This window comes from Pseudomonas sp. JDS28PS106 (assembly GCF_036706555.1).
Lineage (GTDB): Bacteria > Pseudomonadota > Gammaproteobacteria > Pseudomonadales > Pseudomonadaceae > Aquipseudomonas.
Genome location: NZ_JBAJGT010000015.1, coordinates 40,794 through 62,191 on the forward strand (window position 1 = coordinate 40,794; position 21,398 = coordinate 62,191).

General features: G+C 61.4%; 21 protein-coding genes. 16 read left to right on the plus strand and 5 right to left on the minus strand.

Annotation, left to right across the window (positions count from 1 at the left end):
• Nucleotides 1-69: 69 nt before the first annotated feature.
• Both TRP66_RS20125 and TRP66_RS20130 read left to right on the plus strand, forming a co-directional pair.
• Nucleotides 70-324, plus strand: coding sequence for an FAD assembly factor SdhE (locus TRP66_RS20125; RefSeq protein WP_333406399.1), 255 nt, complete (start codon nt 70-72; stop codon nt 322-324).
• Nucleotides 308-772 (plus strand): protein YgfX, encoded by a 465-nt coding sequence (locus TRP66_RS20130; protein WP_333406401.1) that lies wholly within the window; start codon nt 308-310, stop codon nt 770-772. The genes TRP66_RS20125 and TRP66_RS20130 overlap by 17 nt, the downstream gene beginning before the upstream one ends.
• Here the strand turns inward: TRP66_RS20130 and nadB are convergent.
• Nucleotides 741-2,357: an L-aspartate oxidase gene (gene nadB, locus TRP66_RS20135; protein ID WP_333406403.1), complete on the minus strand. Its 1,617-nt coding sequence runs from the start codon at nt 2,355-2,357 to the stop codon at nt 741-743. The genes TRP66_RS20130 and nadB overlap by 32 nt on opposite strands.
• A 496-nt stretch (nt 2,358-2,853) precedes the next feature.
• On the opposite strand from nadB, the gene rpoE reads away from it, so the two are divergent.
• The 12 genes from rpoE to pdxJ all read left to right on the plus strand — a co-directional run bounded on the left by rpoE (nt 2,854) and on the right by pdxJ (nt 13,217).
• Nucleotides 2,854-3,435, plus strand: coding sequence for an RNA polymerase sigma factor RpoE (gene rpoE / locus TRP66_RS20140; RefSeq protein WP_002554912.1), 582 nt, complete (start codon nt 2,854-2,856; stop codon nt 3,433-3,435).
• A gap of 33 nt (nt 3,436-3,468) precedes the next feature.
• Complete coding sequence (locus tag TRP66_RS20145) at nt 3,469-4,062, plus strand: RseA family anti-sigma factor (RefSeq protein ID WP_333406420.1); 594 nt, start codon at nt 3,469-3,471, stop codon at nt 4,060-4,062.
• Between the two features lie 8 nt (nt 4,063-4,070).
• Nucleotides 4,071-5,033 (plus strand): MucB/RseB C-terminal domain-containing protein, encoded by a 963-nt coding sequence (locus TRP66_RS20150; RefSeq protein WP_333406422.1) that lies wholly within the window; start codon nt 4,071-4,073, stop codon nt 5,031-5,033.
• A gap of 5 nt (nt 5,034-5,038) precedes the next feature.
• Complete coding sequence (locus TRP66_RS20155) at nt 5,039-5,287, plus strand: hypothetical protein (protein WP_333406424.1); 249 nt, start codon at nt 5,039-5,041, stop codon at nt 5,285-5,287.
• Between the two features lie 77 nt (nt 5,288-5,364).
• Entirely contained in the window at nt 5,365-6,747 is a 1,383-nt protein-coding gene (locus TRP66_RS20160) for a DegQ family serine endoprotease (protein WP_442965238.1), read from the plus strand.
• Nucleotides 6,748-6,917: 170 nt separating this feature from the next.
• Nucleotides 6,918-8,714, plus strand: a complete 1,797-nt coding sequence (gene lepA, locus TRP66_RS20165; RefSeq protein ID WP_333406428.1) for a translation elongation factor 4 — start codon at nt 6,918-6,920, stop codon at nt 8,712-8,714.
• Between the two features lie 9 nt (nt 8,715-8,723).
• Nucleotides 8,724-9,578, plus strand: coding sequence for a signal peptidase I (lepB, locus tag TRP66_RS20170; protein WP_333406430.1), 855 nt, complete (start codon nt 8,724-8,726; stop codon nt 9,576-9,578).
• A gap of 106 nt (nt 9,579-9,684) precedes the next feature.
• Complete coding sequence (locus tag TRP66_RS20175) at nt 9,685-10,062, plus strand: DUF4845 domain-containing protein (RefSeq protein WP_333406432.1); 378 nt, start codon at nt 9,685-9,687, stop codon at nt 10,060-10,062.
• Complete coding sequence (rnc, locus tag TRP66_RS20180; RefSeq protein ID WP_333406434.1) at nt 10,059-10,748, plus strand: ribonuclease III; 690 nt, start codon at nt 10,059-10,061, stop codon at nt 10,746-10,748. Before TRP66_RS20175 ends, rnc begins: the two co-directional genes overlap by 4 nt.
• The gene (era, locus tag TRP66_RS20185; protein ID WP_333406436.1) at nt 10,741-11,643 is read left to right on the plus strand and encodes a GTPase Era; all 903 of its coding nucleotides are present in this window, start codon (nt 10,741-10,743) and stop codon (nt 11,641-11,643) included. Before rnc ends, era begins: the two co-directional genes overlap by 8 nt.
• 63 nt (nt 11,644-11,706) lie before the next feature.
• Complete coding sequence (gene recO, locus TRP66_RS20190; RefSeq protein ID WP_333406438.1) at nt 11,707-12,390, plus strand: DNA repair protein RecO; 684 nt, start codon at nt 11,707-11,709, stop codon at nt 12,388-12,390.
• An 86-nt stretch (nt 12,391-12,476) separates the two neighbouring features.
• Complete coding sequence (gene pdxJ, locus TRP66_RS20195; protein WP_333406440.1) at nt 12,477-13,217, plus strand: pyridoxine 5'-phosphate synthase; 741 nt, start codon at nt 12,477-12,479, stop codon at nt 13,215-13,217.
• A 107-nt stretch (nt 13,218-13,324) separates the two neighbouring features.
• Here pdxJ and cmoB read toward each other — a convergent pair whose 3' ends face one another.
• From cmoB to lon, 4 genes are all read right to left on the minus strand, one after another.
• Entirely contained in the window at nt 13,325-14,284 is a 960-nt protein-coding gene (gene cmoB, locus TRP66_RS20200; RefSeq protein ID WP_333406441.1) for a tRNA 5-methoxyuridine(34)/uridine 5-oxyacetic acid(34) synthase CmoB, read from the minus strand.
• A complete protein-coding gene (cmoA, locus tag TRP66_RS20205) occupies nt 14,281-15,024 on the minus strand; it encodes a carboxy-S-adenosyl-L-methionine synthase CmoA (protein ID WP_333406443.1) in 744 nt (247 codons plus the stop codon). The genes cmoB and cmoA overlap by 4 nt, the downstream gene beginning before the upstream one ends.
• Nucleotides 15,025-15,120: 96 nt before the next feature.
• Nucleotides 15,121-15,513, minus strand: coding sequence for a protease inhibitor I42 family protein (locus TRP66_RS20210; RefSeq protein WP_333406445.1), 393 nt, complete (start codon nt 15,511-15,513; stop codon nt 15,121-15,123).
• Nucleotides 15,514-15,687: 174 nt separating this feature from the next.
• Nucleotides 15,688-18,105 (minus strand): endopeptidase La, encoded by a 2,418-nt coding sequence (lon, locus tag TRP66_RS20215; protein WP_333406447.1) that lies wholly within the window; start codon nt 18,103-18,105, stop codon nt 15,688-15,690.
• Between the two features lie 264 nt (nt 18,106-18,369).
• Between lon and TRP66_RS20220 the strand changes: the two genes are divergently transcribed.
• Both TRP66_RS20220 and TRP66_RS20225 read left to right on the plus strand, forming a co-directional pair.
• On the plus strand, nt 18,370-19,044 hold the full coding sequence (locus tag TRP66_RS20220) for a methylamine utilization protein (RefSeq protein WP_333406533.1): 675 nt from the start codon (nt 18,370-18,372) through the stop codon (nt 19,042-19,044).
• Nucleotides 19,041-21,395 carry a putative bifunctional diguanylate cyclase/phosphodiesterase gene (locus TRP66_RS20225; protein WP_333406449.1) on the plus strand — a complete coding sequence of 785 codons (2,355 nt, stop codon included), beginning with the start codon at nt 19,041-19,043 and terminating at the stop codon, nt 21,393-21,395. Before TRP66_RS20220 ends, TRP66_RS20225 begins: the two co-directional genes overlap by 4 nt.
• Nucleotides 21,396-21,398: the final 3 nt, after the last annotated feature.

Sequence of the window (21,398 nt, forward strand, 5' to 3'; positions counted from 1 at the left end):
GCGACCATTGCACGATTCGCGCGCCGGTCCCGCGCCTGTATACTCGCGGCCTATTTCGAGGAGTGCTCCATGGTCGAAGACGTAGAACTCAACCGCCTTTACTGGCATAGCCGTCGTGGCATGCTCGAACTGGACGTGCTCCTGGTCCCGTTCGTGAAAGAAGTCTATCCGAGCCTGAACGACGTCGATCGCGAACTCTATCGCCGTCTGCTGTCCTGCGAAGATCAGGATATGTTCGGCTGGTTCATGCAGCGCGGCGAGTCCTCTGACCCGGAATTACAGCGCATGGTTCGCATGATTCTGGACCGTGTCCAACCCAAGTGAGCGGTTCGAATGTCAGTGGCGGCCGTCCCGGCTGCTGCTGAAGGCGTACCTCGCGGTTCAGGCGCTTGCGCTGGTGGCCCTGCTGAATCTGGACGTCAGTGGCATCCTGGTCTGCGTGGGTGCGCTGGTGTGCGCCGCGCACGGCGTCTGGATGGTTCCGCGTTCAATCCTGCTGACTCACCCCGCAACCTTTACCGCACTGCGCCGCGATGCTCGCGGCTGGCAGCTCTACAGCGAGCGGGAAGGCTGGCGGGACGTGCAGGTCTGCAATGACAGCGTCGTCTTGCCACTGATCGTCATTCTTCGAGTGCGCCTGCTGGCCGATGGCAAACCGCGATTTTCGACGAGGAGCGTCTGCATCCCGCGTGACGCGCTTGCGCCAGACAGCCATCGGCGCTTGCGCGTGCGCCTGAAATTCAGCCGACGTGGTTTGGCGGCACCAGAATAGTGTCACGGGCCTCGGGCAGCATGTCCGGATAATCCAGGGTGTAGTGCAGGCCCCGGCTTTCCTTGCGCTCCATCGCCGAGCGAATCATCAATTCCGCGACCTGTGCCAGGTTGCGCAGTTCGATCAGGTCCCGGCTGACCTTGTAGTTCGAGTAGAACTCGTCGATCTCGTCCAGCAGCAGCCGAACCCGATGCTGAGCCCGTTGCAGACGCTTGCTGGTACGCACGATACCAACGTAGTCCCACATGAAGCGCCGCAGCTCGTCCCAGTTGTGAGCGATGATGACATCCTCGTCCGAGTCGGTGACCTGGCTTGCGTCCCAGGCCGGCAGATCCAGCGGCATGGGGACGCTGTCCAGCTGTGCTTCGATGTGCGCGGCAGCGGAGCGGGCATAGACGAAACACTCCAGCAGCGAGTTGCTGGCCATGCGGTTGGCACCGTGCAGCCCGGTGAAACTGGTCTCGCCGATTGCGTAGAGGCCGGGGACGTCGGTACGCCCCTGACTGTCGACCATGACGCCGCCGCAGGTGTAATGCGCGGCAGGGACGACCGGAATGGGCTGGCGGGTGATGTCGATGGAAAATTCCAGGCAGCGCTCGTAGACGGTCGGAAAATGCGTCTTGATGAACTCCGCCGGTTTGTGAGTGATATCCAGGTAAACGCAATCGATCCCCAGGCGCTTCATCTCATGGTCTATGGCGCGCGCGACGATGTCGCGAGGCGCAAGCTCGGCGCGCTCGTCGAAGCGCGGCATGAAGCGCTCGCCGTCCGGCAGTCGCAGCCAGGCGCCTTCACCACGCAATGCTTCGGTGATCAAAAAGCTCTTGGCCTGTGGATGGTAGAGGCAGGTGGGGTGGAACTGGTTGAACTCAAGGTTCGCCACCCGGCAGCCGGAGCGCCAGGCCATGGCGATGCCATCGCCGCAGGCGCCGTCCGGGTTGCTGGTGTACAGATAGACTTTCGCCGCGCCGCCTGACGCCAGGATCGTGAAGCGCGCTGCGTACGTGTCGACTTCGCCGCTGCGCCGGTTCAGCACGTAGGCGCCCAGGCAGCGCTGGCCGTCGCGGCCCAGGCGCGGCTCGGTGATCAGGTCGATGGCGGCGCACTGGTCGAGCAGCTCGATATTGGGGCGCTGTCTCGCTTGATCGAGCAACGTCTTGAAGATGGCCGCGCCGGTGGCGTCCGCGGCATGAATGATCCGTCGATGGCTGTGGCCGCCCTCGCGGGTCAGGTGAAACTCGAAACCGCTTTCCTCGGTGTCCGCCTGTTCGCCCCGGGTGAACGGCACGCCTTGGTCGATCAGCCACTGGATCGCCTCGCGACTGTGCTCAACCGTGAAGCGAACCGCTTGTTCATTGCACAGACCGCCGCCAGCGTTGAGCGTGTCTTCGACGTGCGACTGCACCGTGTCGGCGTCGTCGAGTACCGCGGCGACGCCGCCCTGGGCCCAGAACGTCGAACCGTTCGACAGGTCGCCCTTGCTCAGAACGGCAACCCGCAAATGCGCGGGAAGCGTGAGCGCGAGGCTCAAGCCTGCGGCGCCGCTGCCGATCACCAGAACATCGTGCTGAAATTGTTGGCTCATCTGTGAATATCGCCTTTAACGGCCACTAGTATAAGTAAGGGGGGATCGGCACAATAGCCTTGCCTTCATGGCAATGTGAGACCATCGGCGGGCATGAATTGTGCTCCAGTCCGTAATGCGATGCATACCGTTTTCCATTTTGCGGGGCAGGGACTTGCGTTTCCTTGCCGGTCTGGCTCATGGGATGCCTCGCGGGTCTGACGCCTGCTCTGAAATTCCGGGAACTTTTACGAAAGGCCCAGGCTCAATAGCAGGATGCCTAAAAAGGAACAGCGCCGGGTTCGTCGGTGTCGATAGGTCATCATCGACGGCGGAATCGGCGACAAGACTATTCGCGCAGCCGACTCTGTTCGAGCTGCGTTTTTCGTGCAGGCCCGCGCGGCTCTGCAGGAAACTTGCTTGAAGGGGGAGAACTTTTGCGCAAAGCCCGAGTCTATGTCTGCGAGCCTGAACAATGTCAGTTGCAACGCTCCTTCAAGCTTAACGAGGAGTGTTCATGCTAACCCAGGAAGAGGATCAGCAGCTGGTCGAGCGCGTACAGCGCGGCGACACGCGAGCATTTGATCTGTTGGTGCTGAAGTACCAGCACAAGATTCTAGGGTTGATCGTGCGGTTCGTGCACGACACCCATGAGGCTCAGGATGTTGCACAGGAAGCCTTTATCAAGGCTTACCGTGCACTTGGAAACTTTCGCGGCGACAGTGCTTTCTATACCTGGCTGTACCGCATCGCCATCAATACGGCGAAAAACTATCTGGTGTCCCGCGGTCGGCGGCCGCCTGATAGCGATGTGAGATCCGAGGATGCAGAGTTCTACGATGGCGATCATGGCCTCAAGGACATCGAGTCGCCGGAACGAGCGTTGTTGAGGGATGAGATCGAAGGCACTGTCCATCGAACCATCCAGCTTCTCCCGGAAGATTTGCGTACTGCGTTAACTTTACGTGAATTCGACGGTCTGAGTTACGAAGACATTGCGAGCGTCATGCAATGTCCTGTTGGTACCGTGCGCTCTCGCATCTTTCGCGCTCGGGAAGCCATCGATAAAGCCCTGCAGCCGTTGTTGCAGGAATCCTGAGACAGCGGCGATAGCCCAAGAGAGGAACCCGCCATGAGTCGTGAAGCCCTGCAGGAATCGCTGTCCGCAGTGATGGATAACGAAGCGGATGAACTGGAACTGCGTCGAGTGCTCAACGCAATCGACGACGCGGATACACGGGCCACTTGGTCGCGTTATCAAATTGCCCGTGCAGCCATGCACAAAGAGCTGCTGATGCCGCATCTGGATATTTCGGCTGCCGTGTCTGCCGCTATCGCCGACGAAGTGAGCCCGCTCAAGCCTGCTCGCGGTCCGTGGCGCGCTCTGGGTCGTCTGGCAGTGGCAGCGTCGGTGACGGTTGCCGTTCTGGCCGGTGTTCGTCTGTACAACCAGGACGATATCGCGGGTGCTCAGCTTGCCCAGCAAGGTCAGCAGCCTGCCAATCTGTCCATGCCTCAGGTCAAAGGTCCTGCCGTTCTGGCCGGTTACACTGAGACTACCGAGCAGGCTCCGGGCCCTATGGCCAATGGCGTTCTGCAGGGTCAGGCCGGTGAAGACGATAGCCGTCTGCCAGGTTATCTGCGTCAACACGCGCAGGATGCCGCTGTAAAGGGCACCGATAGTGCGCTGCCTTACGCTCGCGCTGCCAGCCTGGAAAACCGTTAAGGAACTGCATGCGAGCCGTCCGTCTATTGCCTTTGTTGTTCGGTGGATGGCTTGTCCTCCCGGTCCATGCCGATGAAGCGCAAGACGCAATCAAGCGTCTTGCACAGGCAGATCTTCAGCAGAGTTACCAGGGAACGTTCGTCTACGAACGTAACGGTAGTTTTTCTACTCATCGAATCTGGCATCGCGTAGCCGATGGCAAGGTTCGTGAGCGTCTTCTTCAGCTCGACGGTTCCGCTCAGGAAGTGCTGCGCGTTTCGGGGATGACCCAATGCGTCAGCGGCTCTCTGGTGCCGGGTGTCGAGAATTCTCCGCAATCTTCGCCACGCGTGCTCGATGCGAAGAAGCTGTCCGCATGGTACGACCTCAAGATGGTCGGTGCTTCCAGAGTAGCGGGGCGTCCCGCGTCCATTCTGGCGATTACGCCGAAGGATCAGCATCGTTATGGCATTGAATTGCATGTGGACAATGCCACCGGGCTGACGCTCAAGTCGCTGTTATTGAGTGACAAGGGCCAGTTGCTGGAGCGCTTCCAGTTCACCGAGTTCGATCCCACGATGCCGACCGATCAGCACTTGCAGGCCAGCGCCGAATGCAAGCCGGTGGTGGTGGAAAAGTCGCAGCCGCAGCCTCGACCGGCGATTACTACCGTGGACTGGCGTTCGGACTGGTTGCCCGATGGCTTTGAGCTGAGCAGCAGTGCCGTGCGCAAGGATCCGACATCGGGCGCGCAGGTCACGTCGCTGATGTACGGGGACGGTCTGGCTCGGGTCTCCATCTTCATTGAGCACGTCAGTGGCGCGGCTGCGGCGGATATCCGCACGCAGCTCGGGCCTACCGTGGCGGTTTCCCGTCGCCTGACCACGCCGCAGGGCGACGCGCTGGTGACGGTGGTCGGAGAAGTGCCACTCGGGACCGCAGAACGTATAGCGTTGTCGATGCGCAAGAACGCTGCGCAGAGCAGTCGCTAGAATTCTTGCTGAATGCCCGTGATGTAAAAGATTTCATCTCGGGCCGAACAGGTCGCCAGACCGCAGTCATGCTGGCTTTGCGCTGGAGTGCCGAAATGTTTGGTGAGCTTTGCAAGTTGCAAAAATCCGGTTTTTTTTCTATAGGTCACAGCCTTGCCGCTCTGGCCTTTGTCGTTTGTGGGGCCCTGAAGCTGATCCGCGGCATGGATCGGAATTCAACCGGCCCATCGGGTCAGTCGCTCTGTACTGCTTAACTTTGCTCGTTATGAACGGGAGCCGTATGTCCATACCACGCATCAAATCCTATCTCTCGCTGTTCGCCGCCGTGCTGATGCTCGGACAGGTCGCCGCGGCCCAGGCCGAGGACCTGCCGGATTTCACGGGGCTGGTCGAGCAGGCATCGCCGGCTGTGGTGAACATCAGTACCCGCCAGAAACTGCCCGATCGCGCCATTGCCGGCCAGCAGATGCCCGACCTGGAAGGCCTGCCGCCCATGCTGCGCGAATTTCTCGAACGCAGCATGCCGCCAGGATCGCGGCCGCCAGGAAAGGGCGACCGCCAGCGTGAAGCGCAATCCCTGGGTTCGGGCTTCATCATTTCGGCGGACGGCTACGTCCTGACCAACAACCATGTCATCGACGGTGCTGATGAGATTCTGGTGCGCCTGTCCGACCGCAGCGAACTCAAAGCCACCCTGGTCGGGACCGATCCGCGCACGGACGTTGCTGTCCTGAAAATCGAGGGCAAGGGCCTGCCAACCGCCAAGCTGGGCAATTCCAACAAGCTCAAGGTCGGCGAATGGGTGCTGGCGATCGGTTCGCCGTTCGGCTTCGATCACTCGGTGACCAAGGGCATCGTCAGCGCCAAGGGCCGCAGCCTGCCTAACGACACCTATGTGCCGTTCATCCAGACCGACGTGGCGATCAACCCCGGCAACTCCGGTGGCCCGCTGTTCAACATGGCCGGCGAAGTGGTGGGTATCAACTCGCAGATCTTCACTCGATCCGGCGGCTTCATGGGCCTGTCGTTCGCGATTCCCATCGACGTCGCGATGGACGTCGCCAACCAGCTCAAGGCGACCGGCAAGGTCAATCGCGGCTGGCTGGGTGTCGTGATCCAGGAAGTGAACAAGGATCTGGCCGAGTCCTTCGGTCTGGAACGTCCGGCCGGCGCGCTGGTTGCGCAAGTCCTCGAAGACGGCCCGGCCGCCAAGAGCGGGCTGCAGGTCGGTGACGTGATCCTGAGCGCCAACGGCCAGCCGGTGATCATGTCGGCCGATCTGCCGCACCTGATCGGCAACCTGAAGGAAGGCAGCAAGGCCGAGCTGGAAGTCATCCGTGACGGCAAGCGTCAGACCGTGACCGTCACCGTTGGCGCGCTGCCCGACGAAGGTCAGGAAATGGGCGGCACGCCCGGTGCCGGTTCCGAGCGCAGCAGCAACCGTCTCGGCGTCTCGGTGACCGAGCTGACCGCTGAGCAGAAGAAGACGCTGGACCTCAAGGGTGGCGTGATCATCAAGGAAGTCACCGGCGGTCCGGCGTCGCTGATCGGCCTGCAGCCGGGCGACGTGATCACTCACCTGAACAATCAGGCGATCACGTCCGGCAAGCAGTTCACCGACGTCGCCAAGGGCCTGCCCAAGGATCGTTCGGTTTCCATGCGCGTGCTGCGTCAGGGCCGGGCGACGTTCATCACCTTCAAGTTGTCCGAGTAACCGGGCGGTTTGACGAAAAAGGGCGGCCGGTGTCGCCCTTTTTTGTGCCTGCTGGAAAGCACGGTGGTCGGGCACGCGCCTGCGCGCGTGACGCCTCTCGCTTCCATCAGGTACAATTCCCGGCTATTTTCGGCGGGTATACTGCCTGTAACCTTTTTGAGTGTTGATCCGTGAGTGATTTGAGTCATATCCGCAATTTCTCCATCATCGCCCACATTGACCATGGCAAGTCGACCCTGGCCGACCGCTTCATTCAAATGTGCGGTGGTCTTTCCGAGCGCGAAATGGAAGCTCAGGTCCTCGACTCCATGGACCTGGAGCGCGAGCGGGGCATCACCATCAAGGCCCACAGCGTTACCCTGTACTACACAGCTCGTGACGGCAAAACCTATCAGCTGAACTTCATCGACACGCCCGGCCACGTCGACTTCACCTACGAAGTCAGCCGTTCCCTGGCGGCGTGCGAAGGCGCGCTGCTGGTGGTGGACGCCGGCCAGGGCGTCGAGGCGCAGTCCGTCGCCAACTGCTACACCGCCATCGAGCAGGGTCTGGAAGTCATGCCGGTCCTGAACAAGATGGACCTGCCGCAGGCCGATCCGGATCGCGTCAAGGAAGAAATCGAGAAGATCATCGGTATCGACGCCACCGACGCGGTCGCGTGCAGCGCCAAGAGCGGCATGGGCGTCGACGAGGTGCTCGAACGTCTGGTGACCACCATTCCGGCGCCGACCGGCAATATCGAGGATCCGCTGCAGGCGCTGATCATCGACTCCTGGTTCGACAACTACCTGGGCGTCGTGTCCCTGGTGCGCGTTCGCCATGGCCGGGTCAAGAAGGGCGACAAGATTCTGGTCAAGTCCACCGGCAAGATCCATCTGGTGGACAGCGTCGGCGTCTTCAACCCCAAGCACACCGCCACCGCCGACCTGAAGGCCGGTGAAGTGGGCTTCATCATCGCGGGCATCAAGGACATTCACGGCGCGCCGGTGGGTGACACCCTGACCCTGAGTTCCACGCCCGATGTCGAAATGCTGTCGGGCTTCAAGCGCATTCAGCCACAGGTCTACGCCGGTCTGTTCCCGGTCAGCTCCGATGACTTCGAAGACTTCCGCGAAGCCTTGCAGAAGCTGACCCTGAACGACTCGTCCCTGCAATATCTGCCGGAAAGCTCCGACGCACTGGGCTTCGGCTTCCGTTGCGGCTTCCTCGGCATGCTGCACATGGAAATCATCCAGGAGCGCCTGGAACGCGAATACAACCTGGACCTGATCACCACCGCTCCAACCGTGATTTTCGAGCTGCTGCTCAAGACGGGCGAAACGATTTACGTCGACAACCCGTCCAAGCTTCCAGACGTGTCTTCCATCGAAGACATGCGCGAACCGATCGTGCGGGCGAACATTCTTGTGCCTCAGGAGCACCTGGGCAACGTCATTACGCTGTGCATCGAAAAGCGAGGCGTGCAGCGTGACATGCTGTTCCTCGGAACCCAGGTTCAGGTGAGCTACGACTTGCCGATGAACGAAGTGGTTCTGGATTTCTTCGATCGTCTCAAGTCGGTCAGCCGGGGTTATGCGTCGCTGGACTATCATTTCGATCGTTACCAGTCCGCCAACCTGGTCAAGCTCGATGTGCTGATCAACGGTGAGAAGGTCGACGCCCTGGCGCTGATCGTGCACCGCGACAACGCGCACTATAAAGGTCGTGCGCTGACGGAGAAGATGAAGGATCTGATTCCACGGCAGATGTTCGATGTCGCGATCCAGGCAGCCATCGGTGGCCAGATCGTCGCGCGGACAACCGTCAAGGCGCTCAGAAAGAACGTACTGGCCAAGTGTTACGGTGGCGACGTGAGCCGTAAGCGCAAGCTGCTCGAAAAGCAGAAGGCCGGTAAGAAACGCATGAAGCAGGTCGGCAACGTGGAAATCCCACAAGAAGCTTTCCTCGCAGTGCTCAGGTTGGAATAGTAAGGTCTTATGTCACTAAATTTCCCGCTGTTGTTGGTCATTGCTGTCTTTGTCTGTGGCTTGCTTGCACTGTTTGATCTGGTCGTCCTGGCGCCTCGTCGCCGGGCCGCCATTTCGAACTATCAGGGCAGCGTGGGACAACCGGACATGGCAGTCGTCGAGCGCCTTAACAAGGAACCCTTGCTGGTCGAATACGGCAAGTCGTTCTTCCCGGTGCTGTTCATCGTGCTGGTGCTGCGTTCGTTTCTGGTCGAGCCGTTCCAGATTCCGTCCGGCTCGATGAAGCCGACGCTCGACGTGGGTGACTTCATTCTGGTGAACAAGTTTTCCTACGGCATCCGCCTGCCGGTGCTGGACCAGAAGATCATCCCGATTGGTGACCCTCAGCGCGGCGACGTCATGGTCTTCCGCTATCCAAGCGATCCAAGCGTCAACTACATCAAGCGCGTGGTCGGCTTGCCGGGCGATCACATCCGCTATACCAGCGACAAGCGGCTGTTCGTCAACGGCGAGCTGGTTGCCAAGACGCTGATCGGCGCCGAGCCGGGCACGTTGGGCAGTGCCGAGCTGTATGAAGAAAAGCTGGGCGAAGTGGAACACCAGATCCGTCAGGAAATGAGCCGCTATCGCGCACCGCCGGACAAGGAATGGACGGTTCCGGCCGCTCATTACTTCATGATGGGCGACAACCGCGACAACTCCAACGACAGCCGTTACTGGGACGATCCGAACATCCCCAAGGATGAACTGGGCATGGTTCCGGACCGCAACATCGTCGGCAAGGCCTTCGCGGTCTGGATGAGCTGGCCCGAGCCTAAACTCAGCCACTTCCCCAACTTTTCGCGGGTCGGCTTGATCAAGTAATCGGGATGGCGCTGCTCAGGCAGCGCCATCTGTCATTGGGTGGTCGGAGCCTGTCTGATCGATAAAACGCTCATCTCCTGCCAGCGGGCTATCCTTGAGGTCTTAGATGATGTTCCCGGGTTCTCAGAAAGGGCTGTCGCTGGTCGGCGGGCTGGTGGTACTGGCGCTGGTGGCCTTCGCGGCAAACACCGCTTTCAGGCTGGTTCCGCATTACCTCGACTTCAGGACGATCAAGAAGTCCATCGAAACGATCGACGCCAATCAGGCCCTGGACATCACCACGGTCGACGATTTTTACAGTTATGTCGGTAAGAGCATGCAGGTCAACAGTATTCGGGATGTGGATTTGAACAAGGCGTTAAAAGTGACGGTAGCGAACAACAAGTTCAACGCCCATTTGCAATACGAGCAGCGCGAGCCGTTGATTTTCAATATCGATCTGGTGGTGAAGTTCGACCAGCAATTCAGCGTGGGCAAGCCGTGAGCGTATCCTTGAGTCGTCTGGAGCGTCAGCTCGGCTACACCTTCAAGGACCAGGAACTGATGGTTCTGGCCCTGACCCATCGCAGCTTCGCGGGCCGTAACAACGAGCGCCTCGAATTTCTCGGCGATGCCATTCTCAACTTCGTGGCGGGCGAGGCGCTGTTCGAGCGTTTCCCGCAGGCGCGCGAAGGCCAGCTGTCCCGTCTGCGGGCGCGACTGGTCAAGGGCGAGACCCTGGCGCTGCTGGCCCGCGGTTTCGATCTGGGCGAGTACCTGCGCCTGGGTTCGGGCGAGTTGAAGAGTGGCGGTTTCCGCCGCGAGTCGATTCTGGCGGACGCTCTCGAAGCCCTCATCGGCGCGATCTACCTGGACGCCGGCATGGAAGTGGCGCGCGAGCGCGTACTGGCCTGGCTGACCACCGAGTTCGACAGCCTGACGCTGGTCGACACCAACAAGGATCCCAAGACCCGGCTGCAGGAGTTTCTCCAGTCGCGGGCTTGCGAGCTGCCACGGTACGAAGTGGTGGATATCCAGGGTGAGCCGCACTGCCGGACCTTCTTCGTCGAATGCGAAGTCACCTTATTGAATGAAAAGAGCCGAGGTCAGGGTGTCAGTCGCCGGATTGCCGAACAGGTAGCCGCGGCGGCAGCACTCATCGCCCTGGGCGTGGAGAACGGTAATGACTGATACAACTGCAACACGCTGTGGCTACGTCGCCATCGTCGGCCGGCCCAACGTGGGCAAGTCGACGCTGCTCAACCACATCCTGGGCCAGAAGCTGGCGATCACCTCGCGCAAGCCACAGACGACCCGCCACAACATGCTGGGGATCAAGACCGAAGGCAACGTGCAGGCGATCTACGTCGACACGCCCGGCATGCACAAGGGCAGCGACAAGGCCCTGAACCGCTACATGAACAAGACCGCTTCGGCCGCACTGAAGGATGTGGACGTGGTGATCTTCGTCGTGGACCGCACTCGCTGGACCGATGAAGACCAGATGGTGCTCGAACGTATCCAGTACGTCGAAGGGCCGGTCATCCTGGCGATCAACAAGACCGACCGCATCGAGGACAAGGGCGAGCTGATGCCGCACCTGGAATGGTTGCAGGGCCAACTGCCGAATGCGTCCATCGTGCCGATCTCCGCCCAGCATGGTCACAACCTCGAAGCGCTGGAAGGGCTGATCGCCCAGCATCTGCCTGAGAACGAGCATTTCTTCCCCGAAGACCAGATCACCGACCGCAGCAGCCGCTTCCTTGCCGCCGAACTGGTACGCGAAAAGATCATGCGCCAGCTCGGCGCCGAGCTTCCGTACCAGATCACCGTCGAGATCGAAGAATTCAAGCAGCAAGGTCGTACCCTGCATATTCACGCGCTGATCCTGGTCGAGCGTGACGGTCAGAAGAAAATCATCATTGGCGACAAGGGCGAGCGCATCAAACGCATCGGCAGCGAAGCGCGCCGCGACATGGAATTGCTGTTCGATTCCAAGGTGATGCTCAATCTCTGGGTCAAGGTGAAAGGCGGCTGGTCCGATGACGAGCGCGCACTGCGCTCGCTGGGCTACGGCGACCTTTAATCCGCGACGTCTCCCGGCCGGCCCCTTGCGTCCGGCCGGGCACTCCTCAGTCGAGCCCGTCCGATGAGCACGCCCACCGCCCGATCCGCCTACGTGCTCCACAGCCGTCCCTATCGTGAAAACAGTGCCCTGGTGGATTTTTTGACACCTCAAGGGCGGCTGCGCGCAGTGCTGCGCAGCGCCAAAGGCAAGGCGGGCTCGCTGGCCCGACCCTTCGTGCCGCTGGAGGTCGAATTCCGTGGGCGAGGCGAGCTGAAGAATGTCGGGCGCATGGAAAGCGCTGGCGTGGCCAGATGGATGACCGGTGATGCGCTGTTCAGCGGCATGTATCTCAATGAACTGCTGATTCGCCTGTTGCCGGCCGAAGATCCGTTTCCCTCGGTCTTCGATCACTACGCGGCCACCCTTGAGGCCCTGAGCGAGGGTCGAGCGCTGGAGCCATTGCTGCGGTCCTTCGAATGGCGTCTGCTCGACGATCTTGGCTATGGCTTCGCGCTGGACGTCGACATCAATGGCGAGCCGCTGGCACCCGATGGTCTGTATCGCCTGCAAGTGGACGCCGGGCTGGAGCGGGTATATCTGCTGCAACCCGGTCTGTTCCAGGGCGTCGAGCTACTGGCAATGGCCGAGGCCGATTGGAGCGCTCCCGGTGCACTGGGTGCCGCCAAACGCCTGATGCGCCAGGCGCTGGCGGTGCACCTTGGCGGCCGTCCGCTGGTCAGCCGCGAGCTGTTTCGCAAGCCCTGACGATTCAGGCCCTGGCAACGGTTTCGCAACTCACGGCCACGCCGTATCCTTGCTCTCCAGATATTGCTCATCATCAGGAGACCCACGTGGCCCACAGCACTCGCATTCTTCTCGGCGTGAACATCGATCACGTTGCCACCCTGAGACAAGCGCGGGGCACGCGTTACCCCGATCCGGTCAAGGCCGCGCTGGACGCTGAAGAAGCGGGTGCCGACGGCATCACCGTGCATCTGCGCGAAGACCGCCGGCACATCCAGGAGCGCGACGTTCTGCTGCTCAAGGAGGTTCTGCAAACGCGCATGAACTTCGAAATGGGCGTGACGGAAGAAATGCTGGCGTTCGCCGAGCGCATTCGCCCGGCGCATGTATGTCTGGTTCCCGAAACCCGCCAGGAACTGACGACCGAAGGCGGGCTGGATGTCGCCGGCCAGGAAGCGCGGATTCAGGCGGCCGTGGAGCGGCTGGCGAAAATCGGCTGTGAAGTGTCGCTGTTCATCGACGCCGACCCGCGTCAGATCGAGGCATCGAAGCGCGTCGGCGCTCCGGCCATCGAACTGCACACTGGCCGTTATGCCGACGCCGAAACGCCTGCCGAAGTGGCCGAAGAACTGCAGCGGATCGCCGACGGCATAGCCTTTGGTGTGTCGCAAGGGCTGATCGTCAATGCCGGTCATGGCCTGCATTACCACAACGTCGAAGCTGTAGCGGCCATTCCGGGTATCAACGAATTGAACATCGGCCACGCGCTGGTGGCCCATGCCCTGTTCGTCGGTTTCAAAGCGGCGGTAGCCGAGATGAAAGCGCTGATAGTCGCAGCGGCCCGCTGAGCCCAGTCTGCTGTAGGAGCCAGCTTGCTGGCGATGCAAGCGGCGCGTTATATCTGACGCACTGCATCGCCAGCAAGCTGGCTCCTACGACGATATTCTGTGTTCGTTCAGGGCTTGCGACCGACGATGACCGCACGCATCGGCGCGGGCAGACCTTCGATGGTTTTGCTGTGATCCTCGGGATCGAGGAAATGGCCTAGCGACTGGTAGCGCATCCATTCGGTACTGCGCTGCTCGTCGACCGTCGTGGTGCTGATATCTACACAGCGCACATCGGTGAATCCGGCGCGGCGCAGCCACAGCTCCAGCGCCGGTACTGACGGCAGGAACCATACGTTGCGCATCTGCGCGTAACGATCTTCCGGCACCAGCACCTGTTGCGCGTCGCCGGGAACCACCAGGGTTTCCATCACCAGCTCGCCGCCCTTCACCAGGCAGTCTTTCAACGCCAGCAAATGGTCGATGGGCGATTTGCGGTGGTAGAGCACGCCCATGGAAAACACGGTGTCGAACCCTTCCAGATTCGGCGGCAGGTCCTCCAGCGCGAAGGGCAGGTGCCAGGCTGGAAGGTCCGGCAAGTAGCGCTGCATCGCCTGGAATTGACAGAAGAACAGCCAGTTCGGATCCACTCCGATCACGCTGTCGGCGCCTGCGCCCAGCATTCGCCACTGGTAATAGCCGTTGCCGCAGCCGACATCCAGCACCCGTTTGCCCTTGAGGTCCAGGTGCGGCGACACCCTGGACCACTTCCAGTCCGAACGCCATTCGGTGTCGATGTGCACGCCGAAGACATTGAACGGTCCCTTGCGCCACGGCGAAAGACCCATCAGCGCGGTGCGCAGGCGAGCGCCGGTTTCAGCGTCGCACTCGGTTTCAAGCGTGAAGCTATCAATAAGGTCGATCCGCTCGGGCGTCAGATCCGGCAGTGCATCCAGGGCGCTTTGCCAGCGTTGCAGGTCGCCGTGTCCCTTGGCCATCTTGGCGTCCAGTTGGGCTTGCTGGCCGTTGGCCCATTCGGCAAGGGGCGTGCCCGCCAGACGGCGGACCAGAGGGGCTAGATCAATCATGGCAGGGCAATCAGAGAGGCAAAGTTAAGGCACTGAAACCAGGGAACGACCTTGGAAAATCCGGCGGCGAGCAAACGCTCGCGATGCTCTTCGAGGCTGTCGGGCTTCATGACGTTTTCGATGGCGCTGCGCTTCTGGGCAATTTCCAGCTCGCTGTAGCCGTTGGCACGCTTGAATGCGATATGCAGCTCGGTCAGCAGTTCGTGCTCCTGTGGATCGTTGAAGCGCAGCTTTTCCGACAGGATCAGCGCGCCGCCCGGCACCAGCGCCTGACGAATACGACTGAGCAGTTCCAGGCGCTCGGAAGGCGGAATGAATTGCAGGGTGAAGTTCAGGGCTACGACCGAAGCCGGCAGGAAGTCGAGCGCCAAAATATCGGCCTCGATCACCTCGACCGGCAGCAGCTCCTGAAACATCGAATCCTGGGCATTGAGGTATTCCCGGCAGCGCTCGACCATGGCCGCGGAATTGTCCACCGCGATGACACGGCAGCCGTCGGCGCGCACGTGACGACGCAGCGCCTGGGTCACGGCTCCCAGCGAGCTGCCCAGATCGTAAAGGACGGTATCGGGACTGGCGAACTGTGCCGCGAGCACGCCCAGGTTCTCCACGATAGTCGGGTAGCCGGGCACCGAGCGTTTGATCATGTCCGGAAATACCCGCACGACGTCTTCGTTGAAGGCGAAGTCAGGCACCTGAGCCAGTGGCTGGGCGAATAGGCGGTCGGGTTCTTTGCTCACGGCGATTCCGGCTGGGATTCTGAAAGGGCGGCATTCTAGCCAAGTTGCGGCCTCGATGCATGAACCGGATCGTGATGTCGGATGAGCCGCCGCGATTCAGCGCACGGAGATCGAGCAGTCGAAGGTCGCTTGTGGCGTGACTTCCGGGGCCCAGGGCTGCTGATAGATCATCAGCAGCCGTCCGGTCCCGGCCTCGCTCGCTTTGTAGCGCCAGACCGACTGCCCGGCGCTGCCGACCATATCCATCTGCTCGGCGCTCGAGTAAACCTCGGGACCAAGGCTGCGCAACACATTGGAAGCCGGATTCTGCACCTGCCAGCGGAAGCCGGTGGTGGGGTTGCTGGGCAAGGTCAGGATCAACGTCTGGCCCTTGCTCAACTGTGCCGGGCAGTCGCTTTGCTCCTCGATCGATACGCTATGGTCGGGCGTCTGTGCGCAGGCGGTCAGCAAAGCGAGACCAAAAGGGGCGAGCAGGCGGGCAGCGGTCATGACAGGGTCCGTGGTGACGTGACAATGTGCGCAGGATAGCCGATGCGAACCCACGCGTCTGTGAAGGGCCGGACCTGTCTGCGGCTATGCATTGCCCGGACCGACGATTCGCGGATGAATCCGCTCCTACGGACGATGCGGGCCGTAGGAGCGGATTCATCCGCGAAGGGGCCTTTAGAACAACACCTTCGCCACGTCTGTGAAGCGCTTGGCGAAGTGCACGGTCAGGCCTTCCTTGAGGTAGTCGGGCAGTTCTTCGAAATTGCCTCGATTGGATTCCGGCAAGATCAGCTCGTTGATTTTCTGCCGCCGGGCCGCGATGACCTTTTCCCGCACGCCGCCGATGGGCAGTACGTGACCGGTCAGGGTCAGTTCGCCGGTCATGGCGACGCCTTTCTTCGGCGGCTGGTTGCGCGCCAGGGACAGCAGCGCGCTGGCCATGGTCACTCCGGCGCTGGGGCCATCCTTGGGTGTCGCACCTTCGGGAACGTGAACGTGTACGAAAGCTTCGTCGAAGAATTTGCTGTCTCCGCCGAACTTGGCGAGATTGGAGCTGACGTAGCTGTAGGCGATTTCCGCGGACTCCTTCATCACCTCACCCAACTGCCCGGTCAGTTTGAAACCGCGGTTGAGCGTATGGATGCGGGTCGCTTCGATCGGCAAGGTGGCGCCGCCCATGCTGGTCCAGGCCAGGCCGGTAATCACGCCTGTGCCGGACAGCACTTGCTCGCTGCGGAACACCGGCATGCCGAGGGAGGCTTCCAGGTCCTTGGGCCCGATCTTGATCACCGATTCCGGTGCGTCGAGCAGCTTCACCACGGCCTTGCGCACCAGTTTGCCCAGCTGCTTTTCAAGCTGCCGGACCCCGGCCTCGCGGGCATAGCCTTCGATCACCGCACGCAGCGCGGCGTCGTTGATCGACAGGCGCGCTTTGGCGACGCCGGCCTTGGCCAATTGCTTGGGCCACAGATGGCGCTTGGCGATCGCCAGTTTTTCCTCGGTGATATAGCCGGACAGACGGATGATTTCCATCCGGTCCAGCAACGGGCCAGGAATGGAGTCCAGGGTGTTGGCGGTGCAGACGAACAGCACTTTCGACAGGTCCAGACGCAGGTCCAGATAATGATCGAGAAACTCGACGTTCTGCTCGGGATCGAGGGTTTCCAGCAGCGCGGACGCGGGATCGCCCTGGTAGCTTTGGCCCATCTTGTCGATTTCATCGAGCATGATGACCGGGTTCATCACCTCGACATCCTTGAGCGCCTGCACCAGCTTGCCCGGCTGGGCGCCGATGTAGGTCCGGCGATGGCCCTTGATCTCGGCTTCGTCGCGCATCCCGCCTACGCTCAGACGATAGAACGGACGGCCGAGCGACTCGGCGATCGAACGGCCGACGCTGGTCTTGCCCACGCCCGGCGGTCCGACCAGCAACACGATCGAGCCACTGATTTCACCTTTGTAGGCACCGACCGCGAGAAATTCCAGAATGCGCGCCTTGATATCGTCCAGACCGGCATGGTGCGCATCCAGCACCTTGCGCGCGTGGCCGAGGTCCAGCTTGTCCTCGCCATACACGCCCCACGGCAGGGAGCTGGCCCAGTCCAGATAGTTGCGGGTCACGGCGTATTCGGGCGAGCCGGTTTCCAGCACCTTGAGCTTGCCGATTTCCTCATCGATTTTCTTGCGAGCCTGGGCAGGCAGGGTCTTGCCTTCCAGACGCTGCTCGAACTGTTCGATGTCGGCGCTGCGATCATCCTTGCTAAGGCCCAGCTCCTGCTGGATGACCTTGAGCTGTTCTTTAAGGAAGAACTGCCGCTGGTGCTCGCCGATCTTGCGATTGACCTCGGCGGAAATCTCTTTCTGCAGGCGCGCGACTTCGACTTCCTTGCGCAGCATCGGCAGGACCTTCTCCATGCGCTTGAGCATCGGCACGCAATCGAGCACTTCCTGGAGCTCCACGCCCGTGGCCGAAGTCAGCGCGGCGGCGAAGTCGGTCAAGGGCGACGGATCGTTGGGACTGAAGCGATTGAGATAATTCTTCAGCTCTTCGCTGTACAGCGGGTTCAGCGGCAGCAACTCCTTGATCGCATTGATCAGCGCCATGCCGTAGGCCTTGACCTCGTCGGTCGGCTCGTTGGGCTGGTGCGGGTATTCGACCTCGACCAGATACGGCGGGCGATGGTGCTTGAGCCAGGTGCGGATGCGCACGCGGCTCAGGCCTTGGGCCACGAACTGCAGGCGGCCGTTTTCGCGACTGGCGTGGTGCACTTTCACCAGCGTCCCGTATTCGGGAAGCGCGCCGGTATCGAAATGACGAGGATCTTCCTGGGGCGTGTCCATGAAGAACAGCGCCAGCGAATGATGCTCGGACTTGCTGACCAGCTCCAGCGTCTCGGCCCAGGGTTCTTCGTTGACGATAACCGGCAGCACCTGCGCCGGGAAGAACGGGCGGTTGTGGATCGGAATGATATAGACCTTGTCCGGCAGGTTCTGGCCGGGCAGGGCGAGCGAGGTGCTGTGGGAGCTCAAGGACCCATCATGCTCGGCGGCATCATGTGGCAAATCTGGCGAGTCAGTCGGCTGGTCGCTCATAGAACACCTGCAAAATTGGACATGGGCTTTAGATGGGGCGGGCGGCCTCAGGTTTCAATGGTTGCGGTCGATAGTCTTGTCAGGAGCGAAAAGGCTCCACGAGGGCAGGGACGGTTTCCAACCTTTCGTCACGATCGACTGACTCGGGCTTACAGCTCGTTCGTTTACCTGTATCGGGGGCGGGCAGGTCGATCCGCGCGCGGGACACATCGCTGCCAGGGCTGGCCTTCAATTACCGGCAGTGCCGTTGTGGATCGAATGAGTATGACTAACCTGGTGTTTCGTACCTGGCTGGCCGGATTGCTGCTGGCAATGACCACCTTTGCCTCGGCGGCAACCTTTACCGCGCAGGTTTTCGACCAGCAGGGCAAGCCCCTGGCGGATGCCGTGGTCACGCTCAAAGGCCCGGCGAACGTTGCGGCGGGAACGCCCAAGGCCGACATGGACCAGCGCGATCAGGAGTTTTCGCCCAGGGTACTGGCGGTACATACCGGCACCCAGGTGAAATTTCCCAACAGCGACAACATTCGTCATCAGGTCTACTCGTTTTCGCCGGCCAAGCGCTTCGAACTCCGGCTGTACGAAGGCACGCCGTCCGAGCCGCTGCTGTTCGACAAACCGGGCGTGGTAGTGCTGGGCTGCAACATTCATGACTGGATGGTCGGCTACATCTACGTGACCGACGAGCCGCTGTTCGGCGTGACCGACAGCAACGGCATGCTCAGGCTCGACCAGGTGCCGGCGGGTCGCTACCAGGCAACGCTCTGGCACCCGCGCAGCGAAGACATGCAGCCAACCGTCGGCGGCAGCATCGAGGTGCCCGCCGCCGGGCTTGAACAGCGCTTTGACCTCGTGGTCCAGCCGAGCGCTGATGATCAACCGGGCAAACCGGCCTTGGGTGGATTTGGCGATGCCTTCCACAAGGCTGTGCATGAATGAATCTCAGGACCAGCTTTCAGGCGCGGATTGCCGGCGTGCTGATCGCTTTGCTGCTGGTGGTGATCGGCGCGGTATACGCGGCGGTCAAAGTGGCGACCGGCGATGCGGTGCACTCCCAGGCTCAGGCGCAGCTGGAAGTGGGCAGCCGGGTGTTCGAGCGTCTGGTGGATCTGCGGGGCAAGCGGCTACGCGACGCCGTGCAGTTGCTCGCGGCCGACTTCGGTTTTCGCGACGCGGTGGCCAGCGCCGATTCGGCGACGATCCGCTCGGTGCTGCTCAACCACGGTAAGCGGATCAACGCCAGCGACATGTTTCTGCTGGGCATGGACGGCACCGTGATCGCCAGCACCGAAGCCGCGGTCGCCGAGGGCTCGCGGTTCATCTATGACCAGGCCTTGCGCACCGCCAAACGCAACAACCAGTCGATGCTGATCGTCCCGGGCGGCGGCATCCCGCATCTGCTGATCGAAAGCGTGGTCTTGGCACCGCTGCCCCTTGGCCGCGTGGTCATGGGTTTTTCCATCGACAGCGATATTGCCCAGGAACTGCGCTCGCTCAGTGGACTGGAGGTCTCGTTTCTGACGGTCGAAAACGGCCGTCCCGGCAAGCTGATCAGCACCCAGCCCCAGACGCTGCACGCCGGTCTGATCGAGTACATGCGCCACGCCAATGGCGAGCAGACCAGTGTTACCGAACAGTCGAACCAGAATTTTCTCAGTCAGTCGTTGATGCTCGCCAATGCCGGTACGGCCAATGGCGGGCAGGTGGTCGCGCTGTTGCAAAGCCCACTGGACGAAGCCATGCGGGCGTTCGCGCCGCTGGATGAGAAGATTTTCTGGATTACCGTGGCCGCCTTGCTCGCTTCGCTGGCCGGCACCCTGGCCCTGGCACGCAGCGTTTCCTTGCCGGTGCGCGCCCTCGCGGTGGCAGCCAAGCGGATCGGCGACGGCGACTATGAAACGCCCGTCGCCATGACGCGCAGCGACGAACTAGGCGTGCTCGCCGACGCAATTAACACCATGCAGCACGGCATATCGGTCCGCGAAAGCCAGCTGGCGCACAACGCCCTGCACGACGCGGTCACCGGCCTGCCCAATCGCGCGCTGGTTATGGAGCGCCTGGGCAGCTCGATCGCGGCCCATCGATCCGTGGCATTGATGTATCTGGGCATCGAGAACCTGTCCGCCATCAACGAAACCTGTGGCGCGGCGGGGGTGGACCAATTGCTCCGCCAGATCGGCCAGCGCTTGCAGCACGGCGTGAAGTCCGGCGACACCGTAGCCCGACTGACCGCCAACGAGTTCCTGTTGCTGCTCGATCACACCACCAGCGACGGCGCCGTGGCGATGGGCGATACCGTGCAAAGACTGCTCGGCGAGCCGCAGCGTATCGACGACCACGCCGTGGTGCTGGACAGCTGTATCGGCATCGCGGTGTATCCGGAGCACGGCGATGAACCGCTGGAGCTCATCAGTCGGGCGGCCATCGCTCGCAAGGATGCTGCTGGCATCCCGGGTCGTCTGCAAATCTACGAGGACGGCCGCGATCTGGCGCACCAGCGCCAGATCCGTCTGATTCGGGACCTGCGTACCGCAGCGAGCAACGGCGAACTGCTGTTGCACTATCAGCCCAAACTGGACGTGCGGCAGGGGCGGGTGCGCCAGGCCGAAGCGCTACTGCGCTGGAATCACCCGCAGTTCGGCAACGTGTCGCCCGCCGAATTCATCGTTCTGGCCGAGCGCACGGGCAGCATTCAGCTGTTGACCGGCTGGGTCATCGAAGAGGCCATGCGCCAGTTGGCCGAATGGAATCAGCGCGGGCTGGTGCTACAGCTGTCGGTCAACATTTCCGCGGACGATCTGCTGGGCGACGATCTGGTCGGCTTCGTGACGCGATTGCTCAACCGGTACGCGGTGCCTGCCGAGCAACTGATTTTCGAGATCACCGAAAGCGCGGTCATGAGCGAGCCGGAGCGGGCGCTGGTGGTGCTGCACCGCCTGCGCGAATGCGGCATCAGCCTGTCCATCGACGATTTCGGGACCGGTTACTCCTCGCTGGCGCACCTCAAGCGCATGCCTGTGCAGGAACTCAAGATCGACCAGTCATTCGTGCGCAATCTCGATGCCACCAGCGAAGACGCGGTGATCGTGCGCTCGACCATCGAAATGAGCCACAACCTGGGGCTCAAAGTCGTCGCCGAAGGCGTCGAGTATCAGCACAGTCTCGACCTGCTGGGACGCTGGCACTGCGACACCGCCCAGGGTTACCTGATCAGCCGGCCGCTGACCGCGGGCGCGTTCGAAACCTGGATCGCTCAATCTTTTTCTTCCCCCAGCCTGACGGTTAACTGAATC